The 12,961-nt window shown below is 73.4% G+C and carries 14 protein-coding genes; all 14 read left to right on the top strand.

The features are described 5' to 3' along the window. Positions 1–71: 71 nt before the first annotated feature. The 14 genes from FHX32_RS03315 to FHX32_RS03250 are packed head-to-tail and all read left to right on the top strand — an operon-like array spanning position 72 to position 12,924. A complete protein-coding gene (locus tag FHX32_RS03315) occupies positions 72–974 on the top strand; it encodes a tryptophan 2,3-dioxygenase family protein (protein ID WP_167179342.1) in 903 nt (300 codons plus the stop codon). 14 nt (positions 975–988) lie between these two features. After that, positions 989–2,287: a kynureninase gene (kynU, locus tag FHX32_RS03310; protein ID WP_167179340.1), complete on the top strand. Its 1,299-nt coding sequence runs from the start codon at positions 989–991 to the stop codon at positions 2,285–2,287. Further along, complete coding sequence (locus FHX32_RS03305) at positions 2,284–3,615, top strand: FAD-dependent oxidoreductase (RefSeq protein WP_167179338.1); 1,332 nt, start codon at positions 2,284–2,286, stop codon at positions 3,613–3,615. The genes kynU and FHX32_RS03305 overlap by 4 nt, the downstream gene beginning before the upstream one ends. Positions 3,616–3,641: 26 nt before the next feature. Further along, positions 3,642–5,123 carry a 2-hydroxymuconic semialdehyde dehydrogenase gene (locus FHX32_RS03300; protein WP_167182155.1) on the top strand — a complete coding sequence of 494 codons (1,482 nt, stop codon included), beginning with the start codon at positions 3,642–3,644 and terminating at the stop codon, positions 5,121–5,123. Then, positions 5,120–5,917: a fumarylacetoacetate hydrolase family protein gene (locus FHX32_RS03295; RefSeq protein WP_167179336.1), complete on the top strand. Its 798-nt coding sequence runs from the start codon at positions 5,120–5,122 to the stop codon at positions 5,915–5,917. The genes FHX32_RS03300 and FHX32_RS03295 overlap by 4 nt, the downstream gene beginning before the upstream one ends. Next, complete coding sequence (locus tag FHX32_RS03290; RefSeq protein WP_167179334.1) at positions 5,914–6,849, top strand: acetaldehyde dehydrogenase (acetylating); 936 nt, start codon at positions 5,914–5,916, stop codon at positions 6,847–6,849. The genes FHX32_RS03295 and FHX32_RS03290 overlap by 4 nt, the downstream gene beginning before the upstream one ends. Beyond that, positions 6,846–7,901, top strand: a complete 1,056-nt coding sequence (dmpG, locus tag FHX32_RS03285; protein WP_167179332.1) for a 4-hydroxy-2-oxovalerate aldolase — start codon at positions 6,846–6,848, stop codon at positions 7,899–7,901. Before FHX32_RS03290 ends, dmpG begins: the two co-directional genes overlap by 4 nt. Beyond that, complete coding sequence (locus FHX32_RS03280) at positions 7,898–8,671, top strand: fumarylacetoacetate hydrolase family protein (RefSeq protein ID WP_167179330.1); 774 nt, start codon at positions 7,898–7,900, stop codon at positions 8,669–8,671. Before dmpG ends, FHX32_RS03280 begins: the two co-directional genes overlap by 4 nt. Then, the gene (locus FHX32_RS03275; protein ID WP_167179328.1) at positions 8,668–9,099 is read left to right on the top strand and encodes a RidA family protein; all 432 of its coding nucleotides are present in this window, start codon (positions 8,668–8,670) and stop codon (positions 9,097–9,099) included. The genes FHX32_RS03280 and FHX32_RS03275 overlap by 4 nt, the downstream gene beginning before the upstream one ends. After that, positions 9,096–9,620 (top strand): 3-hydroxyanthranilate 3,4-dioxygenase, encoded by a 525-nt coding sequence (locus tag FHX32_RS03270; RefSeq protein ID WP_167179326.1) that lies wholly within the window; start codon positions 9,096–9,098, stop codon positions 9,618–9,620. Before FHX32_RS03275 ends, FHX32_RS03270 begins: the two co-directional genes overlap by 4 nt. Next, on the top strand, positions 9,620–10,660 hold the full coding sequence (locus FHX32_RS03265; protein WP_167179324.1) for an amidohydrolase family protein: 1,041 nt from the start codon (positions 9,620–9,622) through the stop codon (positions 10,658–10,660). The genes FHX32_RS03270 and FHX32_RS03265 overlap by 1 nt, the downstream gene beginning before the upstream one ends. 49 nt (positions 10,661–10,709) lie before the next feature. Then, a complete protein-coding gene (locus FHX32_RS03260; RefSeq protein WP_167179322.1) occupies positions 10,710–12,173 on the top strand; it encodes an amidase in 1,464 nt (487 codons plus the stop codon). A gap of 48 nt (positions 12,174–12,221) precedes the next feature. Then, positions 12,222–12,530: an aa3-type cytochrome oxidase subunit CtaJ gene (gene ctaJ, locus FHX32_RS03255; protein ID WP_486480890.1), complete on the top strand. Its 309-nt coding sequence runs from the start codon at positions 12,222–12,224 to the stop codon at positions 12,528–12,530. Continuing rightward, positions 12,517–12,924: a DUF5130 family protein gene (locus tag FHX32_RS03250; RefSeq protein ID WP_167179320.1), complete on the top strand. Its 408-nt coding sequence runs from the start codon at positions 12,517–12,519 to the stop codon at positions 12,922–12,924. Before ctaJ ends, FHX32_RS03250 begins: the two co-directional genes overlap by 14 nt. The last annotated feature ends 37 nt before the right edge of the window (positions 12,925–12,961 follow it).

Here is a 12,961-nt window from a genome sequence, read left to right as displayed (position 1 = left end):
TGAACAGGCATTCCGATCAGCGCTGTGACCGGGAGATCATGTCGCCACCCGGCTCACGGAGGAGACGACAGGTGAAGCAGACGGAGCTGCCGGCGCCCGCGCCGGCCGCGGTGGTGCGCCCCACCACCCCGCAGCAGCGGACCGCTCGGGCGCAGCGCAACGGTGGCAAGCCGACGCTGGAGTTCACCGAGCGGGTGCCCTACGACGCGTACGTCCGGGCCAGCACCCTGCACCGGTTGCAGGAGCCGCTCAGCGACGACCCGGGCGAGATGTCGTTCCTGGTGGTCAGCCAGATCATGGAGCTGTACTTCAAGCTCACCTGCCACGAGCTGCGGGAGACCCAGCGGCTGCTGCGCGCCGACCGGGTGTGGGACGCGTTGGCCCCGCTACGCCGGGCCGCCCTGCACCTGGAGGGGTTGAACGCGGCCTGGAAGGGGCTGCGCTGGATGACCCCGGCCGACTTCAACCGGTTCCGCAACCTGCTCGGCGAGGGCTCCGGCTTCCAGTCGGCGATGTACCGCCACCTGGAGTTCCTGCTCGGGCTCCGGGACCCGGCGCTGATCCGGCCGTTCCGCCGGCAGACCGAGGTGTACGCCGAGCTGACCGCCACCCTGGCCGCGCCGAGCGTCTGGGACGACGTGCTCGCCGTACTCGCCCGGCGCGGCCACGACCTCCCGACCGAGCTGCTGGAGCGGGACGTCGCCGTCGAGCACGAGCCGCACCCCGCGGTGGAGGCGGCCTGGGTGCGGATCTACGCCGACGCCGGGCCGGAGAACCACCTGCGGCTGCTGGGCGAGGCGCTGACCGAGGTGGCCGAGCAGTTCGGCGACTGGCGGCAGCACCACATCAAGGCCGTACAGCGGACAATGGGCGCCAAGGTCGGCAGCGGCGGCTCCGCCGGTCTGGCGTGGCTGCAGCGCAGCATGGCCCGGGTGGTCTTCCCGGAGCTGTGGTCGGCCCGGACCGCGATGTGACCGGAGAACGCGACATGGACACCCCCGCACCCCTCGCCGCCGGTGAGGCCGAGGCGCGCCGCCTCGACGCCGACGACCGCGGCCACCGCCACCTGTTCCACGTGCCGCCGGCCGAGGGCGGCCGGTACCCCGAGGTGGCCTACCTGGCCGGCAACTCGCTCGGGCTGCAACCCCGGGCCACCCGTACCGAGCTCCTCGCCGATCTCGACGCCTGGAGCCGGCTCGGCGTGGAGGGGCATCTGGAGGCGGAACGGCCCTGGCTGCCGTACCACGAACTGCTCACCGGGCCGGCCGCGCGACTGGTCGGCGCCCGGCCCACGGAGACCGTGGTGATGAACTCGCTCACCGTCAACCTGCACCTGCTGATGGTCAGCTTCTACCGGCCGGCCGGCGCCCGGACCCGGATCGTCATCGAGGACAGCGCCTTCCCGTCGGACAGCTACGCGGTGCGCAGCCAGGCCCGGTTCCACGGGCTCGACCCCGACGAGACGGTGGTCCGGCTCCGCCCCCGCCCCGGCGAGGACACCCTGCGTACCGAGGACGTCACCGGCTACCTCGCCGCGGAGGGGGACCGGGTGGCGCTGGTGCTGCTCGGCGGGGTCAACTACCTCACCGGCGAGCTGATGGACATCCCGGCGATCACCGCCGCCGGCCGGGCCGCCGGTGCGGTGGTCGGCTGGGACCTGGCGCACGCCGCCGGCAACGTCCCGCTGGCCCTGCACGACTGGGGCGTCGACTTCGCCGCCTGGTGCTCGTACAAGTACCTCAACTCCGGCCCCGGCGCCCTGGCCGGCGTCTTCGTCCACGAGCGGCACCTCGGCGACCCCGGCCTGCCGCGCTTCGAGGGCTGGTGGAGCACCGAGGCGGCCACCCGGTTCGAGATGACCCCGGTCGCCCGGCCACCGGCCACCGTGGAGGCCTGGCAGATCTCCAACCCGCCGATCTTCGCGATGGGCCCGGTGCGGACCTCGCTGGAGATCTTCGACGCGATCGGCATGACCGCCCTGCGCGAGCGCAGCGTCCGGCTCACCGGCTACCTGGAGCGGCTGCTCGACGAGGTGACCGCGACCCGGCCGCTGACCGTGGTGACCCCGCGCGAGCCGGAACGCCGCGGCTGCCAGCTGTCGGTGCGGATCGGCGCTGGCAGCGCCGCCGAGCTGACCAAGCGGCTGCGGTACGAGCACGGCGTGATCGCCGACGCCCGGGAGCCGGACGTGGTCCGGTTCGCCCCGGTGCCGCTCTACTCCACGTACCACGACTGTTGGCGGGTCGCCCAGGCGCTGGCCGCGACCGTCGGGGAGGTGCCGGCGTGAGCGAACGGGACGAGATCGCGGTGGTCGGCGCCGGCCTGGCCGGCTGCCTGCTGGCCTGCTTCCTGGCCCGGCGCGGCTACCGGGTGGCGCTCTACGAGCGGCGACCCGACCCGCGTTCCGGGCGGGTCGAGCGGGGCCGCTCGATCAACCTGGCGCTCTCCGAGCGCGGCCTGGACGCGCTGCGCCGGATCGGGCTGGCCGAGCAGGTGATGGCGGACGCGCTGCCGATGCGCGGCCGCATGATCCACCCGGTGGACGGCGAGCCGCAGTTCCAGTCCTACAGCGCGGCCGGCACCCTGGCGATCAACTCGATCAGCCGGGGCGCGCTGAACAACGCCCTGCTGGACGCCGCCGCCGCGCTGCCCGGGGTGCGGATCGCCTTCGACCACCGGCTGGTCGGGCTCGACCCGGCCACCGGTGCGATGACCTTCGAGACGCCGACGGGCAAGACGACCGCCGTCGCGCCGGTCGTGCTCGGCGCCGACGGCGCCGGCTCGGCGGTACGCGGCCAACTGCTCGGCCACGGCCTGCTCACCGAGAGCCTCGACTTCCTCGACTACGGCTACAAGGAGCTGACCATCCCGCCGCTGGGCGGCGACTTCGCCCTCGACCCGGAGGCGCTGCACATCTGGCCGCGCGGCACCTCGATGATGATCGCGCTGCCCAACCCGGACCGGTCGTTCACCTGCACGCTCTTCTGGCCCACCCACGGCACCGCGAGCTTCGCCTCGCTCGGCAGCCCGGCCGCGATCGAGCGGCACTTCGCCACCCACTACCCGGACCTGCCGCCGCTGGCGCCGAACCTGGTCGACGACTACCAGCACAACCCGGTCGGCGTGCTCGGCACGGTGCGCTGCACCCCGTGGCAGGTGGGCGGCAAGGTCGGCCTGCTCGGCGACGCGGCGCACGCCATCGTGCCGTTCTACGGGCAGGGCGCGAACTGCGCGTTCGAGGACGTGGTCGAGCTGGACCGCTGCCTGGACGAGTGCGCCGACGACTGGTCGGCCGCGCTGCCGCTGTTCCAGGAGCGCCGCCAGGGCAACGCCGAGGCGATCGCCCGGATGGCGCTGACCAACTTCGTGGAGATGCGGGACAAGGTCGCCTCGCCGGTGTTCCAGCTGTGGCGGCGGGTGGAGCACGCACTGGAACGGGCGCTGCCCGGCCGGTACGTTTCGCAGTACGAGCTGGTCTCGTTCTCCACCACCCCGTACGCGGAGGTGCGGCGGCGGGTGCGCCGGCAGCACCGGGTGCTGGGGGCGGTGGCCGCGGGTGCGGTGGCGGCGCTGGTTGGTGCGGTCGGCGCCACGGTCAGCCGAGGGAGGCGCTGATGACGGTGGTCTGGGATCCCCGGTTGATGACCGGGCGGGCGCCGGACGGGCCGGGCCTGCTGCGCAACTTCGTCGACGGCGAGTTCGTCGTGGCCGGCAGGACCTTCACCAAGGCCAGCCCGGTGACCGGGGAACCGGTCTTCGAGGTGGCCGAGGCCGACCGCTCCACCGTGGACGACGCGGTGGCCGCCGCCCGGGCGGCGCTGCGCGGGCCGTGGGGCCGGATGAGCGAGCGGGAGCGGGCCGAGGTGCTGCGCCGGGTCGCCGACGAGCTGGAACGCCGCTTCGACGACCTGGTCACCGCCGAGGTGGCCGACACCGGCAAGGCCATCTCGCAGGCCCGCACCCTGGACATCCCGCGCGGGGCGGCCAACTTCCGCGCCTTCGCCGAGATCGTGGCGACCGCGCCGACCGAATCGTTCACCACGGTCACCGCGACCGGCGGCCGGGCGCTGAACTACGCGGTCCGCAAGCCGGTCGGCGTGGTCGCGGTCATCGTGCCGTGGAACCTGCCGCTGCTGCTGCTCACCTGGAAGGTCGCCCCGGCGCTGGCCTGCGGCAACGCGGTGGTGGTGAAGCCGAGCGAGGAGACCCCCGCCTCGGCGACGCTGCTCGCCGAGGTGATGGCCGCGGCCGGAGTGCCGGCCGGGGTGTTCAACCTGGTGCACGGCTTCGGCCCGGACTCGGCCGGGGAGTTCCTCACCCGGCACCCGGACGTCGACGCGATCACCTTCACCGGCGAGTCGGCCACCGGCAGCGCCATCATGCGGGCCGCCGCCGACGGGGTGAAGGCGGTCTCCTTCGAACTGGGCGGCAAGAACGCCGGGCTGGTCTTCGCCGACGCCGACCTGGACGCGGCGGTGGCCGGCTCGGTCCGGTCCAGCTTCACCAACGGCGGCCAGGTCTGCCTCTGCACCGAACGCGTCTACGTGCAGCGGCCGGTCTTCGCCGAGTTCACGGAGCGGCTGGCGAAGCGGGCAGCGGACCTGGCGTACGGGTGGCCGGCCGACGAGGTTACGGTGAACATGCCGCTGATCTCGCACACGCACCGCGACAAGGTGCTCGGCCACTACGACCTGGCCCGCACCGAGGGCGCCGAGGTGCTGACCGGCGGCGGGGTGCCGGCGTTCGGCGACGCCCGCGACGGCGGGGCGTACGTGCAGCCGACGGTGCTCACCGGGCTGGGCCCGGACGCCCGGACCAACCGCGAGGAGATCTTCGGCCCGGTCGTGCACGTGGCCCCGTTCGACACCGAGGAGGAGGCGTACGCGCTGGCCAACGGCACCGAGTACGGCCTGGCCGCGGCGGTGTGGACCCGGGACGTCGGCCGCGCGCACCGGGCCGGTGCCCGGCTGGACGCCGGCATCGTCTGGGTGAACACCTGGTTCCTGCGCGACCTGCGCACCCCGTTCGGCGGGGTGAAGGCGTCCGGCATCGGGCGCGAGGGCGGGGTTCACTCGCTGGACTTCTACTCCGAACTCACCAACGTCTGCGTGGACCTGTCATGAGCGATTTTGAGGCCGCGGCCCGGGAACTGGTCGAGGCGCGCCAGAGCGGCAAGCCCTGCCCGCCGCTGCGCGGGCGGCTGCTGCCCGAGGGGGACGTCACGTCCGCGTACGTGGTGCAGCAGCTCCAGGTGCGGCAGTGGCTGCAGCGCGGCCACCGGCGGGTGGGCGCGAAGATCGGGCTGACCTCCCGGACGGTGCAGGAGAGCTTCGGCGTCTACCAGCCGGACTTCGGCGTGCTGCTGGACAGCATGGCGGTACCCGACGGTGCGGAGGTCGGCCTGGACCGGCTGCTCCAGCCCCGGGTGGAGGCGGAGGTCGCCTTCGTGCTCGGCGCCGACCTGCCCGACGAGCGGGTCACCACGGCCGACCTGACCCGCGCGGTCGACCACGTGCTGCCGGCGATCGAGATCGTCGACTCCCGGGTCGCCGGCTGGGACATCTCCATCGTGGACACCGTCGCCGACAACGCGTCCAGCGGGCTGTTCGTGCTCGGCACCACGCCGCGCCGGCTCACCGACGTGGACCTGCGGCTCTGCGGGATGGTGCTGGAGCACGCGGGGAAGCCGGTCTCGGTCGGCGCCGGGGCGGCCTGCCTGGGCAACCCGCTGCACGCGCTGGAGTGGCTGGCCCGCACGATGGCCCGCTCCGGCGACCCGCTGCGCGCCGGTGACGTGGTGCTCTCCGGGGCGCTCGGCCCGATGGTGCCGGTCACCCCGGGCGCGGCGTACGAGGCCCGGATCTCCGGCCTCGGCTCGGTCCGGACCTGTTTCTCGTCTTCGGAGGGTTCAGCATGACTGTCGGGGTGGCGGTGCTCGGGTCCGGCAACATCGGCACCGACCTGATGATCAAGGTGCTGCGGCTCTCCGAGTCGCTGCGGATGGTGGCGATGGCCGGCATCGACCCGGAGTCGGACGGCCTGGCCCGCGCCCGGCGGCTCGGCGTGGCCACCACCGCCGACGGCGTGGACGGCCTGGTGGCGATGCCCGAGTTCGCCGACGTCGAACTGGTCTTCGACGCCACCTCGGCCGGCGCGCACCGGCGCCACCACGAGGTGCTGCGCGCCCACGGTCGGACCGTGGTCGACCTGACCCCGGCCGCCATCGGCCCGTACGTGGTGCCGCCGGTCAACCTCGACGAGCACCTGCACGAGGCCAACGTCAACATGGTCACCTGCGGCGGGCAGGCCACCGTGCCGATCGTCGCCGCGGTCGGTCGGGTCACCCCGGTGGCGTACGGGGAGATCGTCGCCTCGATCGCCTCGAAGTCGGCCGGGCCGGGCACCCGGGCCAACATCGACGAGTTCACCGAGACCACCGCCCGGGCGATCGAGGTGGTCGGCGGCGCCGAGCGGGGCAAGGCGATCATCGTGCTGAACCCGGCCGACCCGCCGCTGCTGATGCGGGACACCGTCTACTGCCTCTGCCCGGACGACGACGCCGACCGGGCCGCGATCGCCGCCTCCGTGGCCGGGATGGTGGCGACCGTCCAGGAGTACGTCCCCGGCTACCGGCTCAAGCAGGACGTGCAGTTCGACCGGGTCGACACGTACGTGCCGGCCCTGGGCCGGCACCTGACCGGGTTGCAGGTCTCCGTCTTCCTGGAGGTCTCCGGCGCCGGGCACTACCTGCCCGCGTACGCCGGGAACCTGGACATCATGACCTCGGCCGCGCTGCGTACCGCCGAGCGGCTGGTCGCCCTGCGGACCGCGGAGGTGGCCGCGCGATGACCGACCTCTACATCCAGGACGTGACGCTGCGCGACGGCATGCACGCCATCGCCCACCGCTACACCGTCGAGCAGGTCCGCACCATCGCCGCCGCGCTGGACGCGGCCGGGGTGGCCGCGATCGAGGTGGCGCACGGCGACGGCCTCGCCGGGTCCAGCGTCAACTACGGCCACGGCGCGGCCAGCGACGCCGAGTGGATCGCGGCGGCTGCCGAGGTGATGACCAGCGCGAAGCTCACCACGCTGCTGCTGCCCGGCATCGGCACCATCGCCGATCTGAAGGCGGCGAAGGCGCTCGGGGTGACCAGCGTGCGGATCGCCACCCACTGCACCGAGGCGGACATCTCGGCCCAGCACATCTCCTGGGCCCGGGAGAACGGCATGGACGTCTCCGGTTTCCTGATGATGTCGCACATGTTCGACGCGGCCGGGCTGGCCGGGCAGGCCAAGCTGATGGAGTCGTACGGGGCGCACTGCGTCTACGTCACCGACTCCGGCGGCCGGCTGCTGATGTCCGACGTGGCCGAGCGGATCGACGCTTACCGGCAGGTGCTGGAGCCGGAGACGCAGATCGGCATCCACGCGCACCACAACCTCTCGCTGGGCGTGGCCAACAGCGTGGTGGCGGTCGAGCACGGCCGGATTCTCGGCGCCGGGCCACTGGGGTCGCCGCACGGGCGGACCGTCCGGGTGGACGCCTCGCTGGCCGGCCAGGGCGCCGGGGCCGGCAACGCCCCGCTGGAGGTCTTCGTCGCGGTCGCCGAACTGCACGGCTGGAAGCACGGCTGCGACGTGTTCGCCCTGATGGACGCGGCCGACGACCTGGTCCGCCCGTTGCAGGACCGGCCGGTCCAGGTGGACCGGGAGACGCTCTCGCTGGGCTACGCCGGGGTCTACTCCAGTTTCCTGCGGCACGCCGAGCGTGCCTCGGCGAAGTACGGCGTGGACGTCCGGTCGATCCTGGTCGAGCTGGGCCGGCGCCGGATGGTCGGCGGCCAGGAGGACATGATCGTGGACGTGGCGCTGGACCTCGCCGCCAAGGAGGAGTCGTGATCGGTCCGGACACCGCCGGGATCGCCGAGCGGTTGGGCGTGGCGGCGGACACCGCCACCGCGATCCCGCAGCTCGCCGCCGAAACCGGGTTGGACGTCGACGGCGCGTACGCGGTGCAGACCGCGCTGCTACAACGCCGGATCGACCGGGGCGAGCGGCTGATCGGGCTGAAGATGGGGCTGACCAGCAAGGCGAAGATGGCCCAGGTCGGCGTGGACGAGGTGATCTGGGGTCGGCTCACCGACGTGATGCGGGTGCCCGACGGTGGCACCGTCGACCCGGCCGACTACATCCACCCGCGGGTCGAGCCGGAGGTGGCGTTCCTGCTGGACCGGCTGGCCCGGCCGGGCGAGCCGGTCGGCGAGTTCCGCGACGCGGTCCGCGCGGTCGCGCCGGCCATCGAGCTGATCGACTCCCGGTACGCGAACTTCACCTTCTCGCTGCCCGACGTGATCGCCGACAACACCTCGGCCGCCGCGTTCGTGGTCGGCCCGTGGTCCCCGGTGCCGGACGGACTGGACAACCTCGGCGTGCTGCTGGAGATCGACGGCCGGGTGGCGCAGGTCGGCTCGACCGCCGCCATCCTCGGCGACCCGCGGCGGGCGCTGGACGAGGGGATCCGGCTGGCCGGCCGGCACGGGGTGCGGATGCACGCCGGGTGGGTCTTCCTGGCCGGCGCGGCGACCGCCGCGGTGCCGCTGCGGCCGGGCGCCCACGTCCGGGCCGTCGTCGAGAAGCTCGGCACCGCTTCGCTCCGGGCGGCCTCGTGAACCGGGCCGAGGCGCGCGTCGTCGCGGGGAAGGCCGTCCCTCGGGGCGCTTTTCCGCACGTCAAGGTGGCGGGTGGGTTCGTCTTCGTCTCCGGTACGTCGTCCCGGCGGCCGGACAACACCTTCGCCGGGGTGGAGGTGGACGAGTTCGGCACCACCAACCTGGACATCCGGGTGCAGACCCGGGCCGTGATCGAGAACATCCGGGACCTGCTGCGGTCGGTCGGCGCCGACCTGTCCGACCTCGTCCAGGTCACCTCGTACCTGGTGAACATGAACGACTTCGGCGGCTACAACGAGGTGTGGGCCGAGTTCTTCGACGCCACCGGGCCGACCCGCACCACCGTCGCCGTGCACCAGTTGCCGCACCCGCACCTGCTCATCGAGATTCAAGCCGTGGCCCTTCTTCCCTCAGGAGGTCAATCGTGAGCGAGATCGCCGAACCGTTCAGCTTTCCCGGGTGGATCGCGGAGAACCAGCACCTGCTCAAGCCGCCGGTGGGCAACAAGGAGATGCTGCCGGGCAGCGACGACTTCATCGTCATGGTGGTCGGCGGCCCGAACCAGCGCACCGACTTCCACGTCGACCCGTACGAGGAGTTCTTCTACCAGGTCAAGGGCAACATGCACGTCAACCTGATGACCCCGGAGGGGCCGCGGACGGTGCACATCCGCGAGGGTCAGATGTGGATGCTGCCGCGCAACATGCCGCACTCGCCGCAGCGGCCGGAGGCCGGCTCGATCGGGATGGTGATCGAGCGGGTCCGCGAGGAGGGCACGCTGGAGAAGTTCCAGTGGTACTGCGCCGAGTGCGGACACAAGGTGCACGAGGTGGAGCTCCAGGTGCGCGACATCGCCGCCGACCTGCCCCCGGTCTTCCAGGCGTTCTACACCGACGAGAACGCGCGGACCTGCGACAACTGCGGCGCGCTGCATCCGGGGAAGGGCTGATGGCCGCTGCCGGCGAGGGCCGGTCGGGTCGGTACCCGGTGGTGGACGTGCACACGCACGTCGTACCGAAGGGGTGGCCGGACCTGGGCGCCGCGTGCGGCGGATCCGGCTGGCCCTGGCTGCGGGTCGACTCCGAACGCGCCGCCATGATCATGGTGGGTGAGACGGAGTTCCGCCCGATCGGCGCGTCCTGCTGGGACGCGCCGACCCGGCTGGCGGACATGGCCGCCGACGGTGTCGACCTCCAGGTCGTCTCGCCCACCCCGGTCTTCTTCAGCTACGACCGCCCGGCCGACCAGGCGGCGAAGGTGGCCCGGATCTTCAACGACCTCACCCTGGAGGTCACCGCGGCCGGCGGCGGGCGGCTGGTGCCGTTCTGCCAGGTGCCGTTGCAGGATCCGGAGGCAGCCTGCGCCGAGTTGGACCGCTGCCTGGCCGCCGGGCACGCCGGCGTCGAGATCGGCAACCACGTCGGCGACCGCGACCTGGACGACGGCGGCATCGTCGAGTTCCTCACCCACTGCGCCCGGGTGGGCGCGCCGGTCTTCGTCCACCCGTGGGACATGCCCGGCGGCCCCCGGCTGGACCGGTGGATGGCCCGCTGGCTCACCGGCATGCCGGCCGAGACCCACCTGTCGGTGCTGGCGCTGATCCTCGGCGGCGTCTTCGACCGGGTGCCGGAGACGCTGCGGATCTGCTTCGCGCACGGCGGCGGCAACTTCCCGTTCTGGCTGGGCCGGGCCGACAACGCCTGGCACCGCCGCGGCGACCTGGTCCGGGGCTCCTCGACCGCCCCGCCCAGCGCCTACGTCGACCGGTTCTGCGTCGACTCGGTGGTCTTCGAGCCGGCCGCGCTGCGGCTGCTGGTGGACACCATGGGGGAGGACCGGGTGCTGGTCGGCAGCGACTACCCGTACCCGCTGGGCGAACGCCCGGTCGGCCAGGTCGTCCGCAAGGCCGACTTCCTCACCCCCGATCAGCGCGACAAGCTCCTCGGCGGCAACGCCCTGCGCTTCCTCGGCCGGCCGGAGTCCGACTGACCGGACGTGTCTGCGCGCCCGGCGGCCGGTGGGCGGGCAGGATGAGGGGATGGCCGAGCCGCACGACCTGACCGCGCTGGAGCAGGCCGCCGCCATCGCCGGCGGCGAGCTGTCCAGCGTGGAACTCGTCGAGCACCACCTGCACCGGGTCGTCGCGCTCGGCGACACGGTCGGGGCGTTCGTCACCGTGACGGCGGAGCTGGCCCGGACGGCCGCCCGGGCCGCCGACGCGGCGCCGGCCGAACGGCGGGGGCCGCTGCACGGCGTACCGACCGCGATCAAGGACCTCACCCTCACCGCCGGTGTGCGGACCACCTTCGGGTCGGCCGCCTTCGCCGACTTCGTGCCCCCGGTCGACGCCGACGTGGTCCGCTTCATGCGCGCCGCCGGCCTGATCAGCCTCGGCAAGACCACCACCTCCGAGCTGGGCTGTTCGCTCTACTCCGAGGGGCTGGTCGCGCCGCCGGCCCGCAACCCGTGGAACCTGGCGTACACCGCGGGCGGCTCCAGCGGCGGCGCGGCCGCGGCGGTGGCGGCCGGCCTGGTGCCGGTGGCGCAAGGCTCCGACGGCGGTGGCTCGCTGCGCATCCCGGCGTCGCTGTGCGGCCTGATCGGCTACAAGCCCAGCCGCGGGCTGGTCTCCGGCGGCCCGCTCGGCTTCGGCGCGTTCGGGCTGCCGACCAGCGGACCGATCGGGCGGACCGTGGCCGACGTGGCGGCGCTGCTCGACGTGCTGGCGCAGCCGGTGCCGGGGGAGCCGTACCTGCCGCCGTTGCCGCCCGCCGGCGGCTACCTGGCCGCCGCCCGGCAGGCCGCCCCCGGCCGGCTGCGGATCGGCCGGTTCACCGCCCCGATGCTCGCCGACGAGCCGGTCCACCCCGACTGCGTGGCCGTCGTGGACCGGGCCGCCGCGCTGCTGACCGCCGCCGGGCACGAGGTGGTCGAGGTGCCGTCGCCGCTCGGGCCGGCGGCGTGGCCACTCTTCGAGATCGTCTGGTACGTGCTGGCGCTCGCCCCGGTGCCGCCGGAGCTGGAGAGCCGGCTGCTGCCGCTGACCCGCCACCTGCGGGCCCGGGGCGCGGAGATCTCCGCCGCCACCCTCACCACCACGCTCGGCGAGCTCCAGGCGCAGGTACGCCTCGGCGTGCACCGCACCGCCGGCTGCGACCTGCTGCTCTGCCCCACCCTCGCCGCGCCGCAGGCGCCGGTGGGCTGGTTCGCCGAGGGCGGCGACCCGGCCGAGGACTTCGACCGGCAACGCCGGTTCTCGCCGTACTGCGCCATCTTCAACGTCACCGGCGATCCGTCCGTATCACTGCCGGTGGGCGTGACCGCCGAGGGACTGCCGGTCGGGGTGCTGTTGACCGGCCGGTACGGTGACGACGCGCGGCTGATCGCCACGGCTGCGCAACTGGAGAACTCCAGTGGCGGGTGGGATCGCCACCCCGCAATCTGGCGGGCCGTCGGCTCCGCTAACGTGAATGGCAGCGGAGTCGGGCGGTCGGCGCCATGATCGTCCACCCGACCCGGATGCTCTGGTCTCTCTTTCCGCCTGGGGGCGTTGGGATTGTCTGTTACCGAGACGTTGCTGGTCTTCGTCGGCATCCCGGCGGCCACGGTGCTGGTGATCGCCGGTCTGGCGTACGCCGGTAGCCGTGGCGGCGGTGGCGGCGCCAAGCGCTACCGGCCGGGTCGGCCCTTCGACTTCACTCCGGTCTGGTTCCTGGCCCGTCCGGAGCAGCTGGCCGACTCGGCCGGCACCGCCCTGGCAGCGGGCGCCCAGGCGCCGGCGCTGACCAGCCGCAAGCAGGAGCAGGCCGGCGAGATGGCGCCGGCCGGTGGAACCGGAGGCGCAAGTGACCGTTGGTGAGAAGCAGGCCGGGCCGGGCAGCCCGCCCGAGGTGCTGGACGGGCCGTTCTCGACCCGGCAGCTGCTGCGCATCGACGAGGCGCTCCGGCTGGCCGACCAGAACACGGGCCTGGTCTTCTCGGTCTTCGTCGGCGGTCTCGACGAGCCGATCCGCGAGCACGCCGAGCGGCTGCACCGCCAGCTCGCCGAGCCCGACAAGTCGGTGCTGATCGCGATCTCGCCCAACCAACGCCAGCTGGAGATCGTCACCGGCCGGTACGCCCGCAAGCGCATCCCGGACACGTACGCCAAGCTGGCGGCGCTCTCCATGGTCGCGGCGTTCGGCGGCGGCGACCTGGCCGGCGGCATCATCAACGGCCTGGACCAGCTCGCCAGCCACGCCGGCAAGGGCTGAGCCCATCCGTACGACGAAGCCCGGTCCGCGTCCCACG

The sequence above is a fragment of the Micromonospora sp. CNZ280 genome, from assembly GCF_011759515.1.
This window is presented reverse-complemented; position numbering and strand designations above follow the sequence as displayed.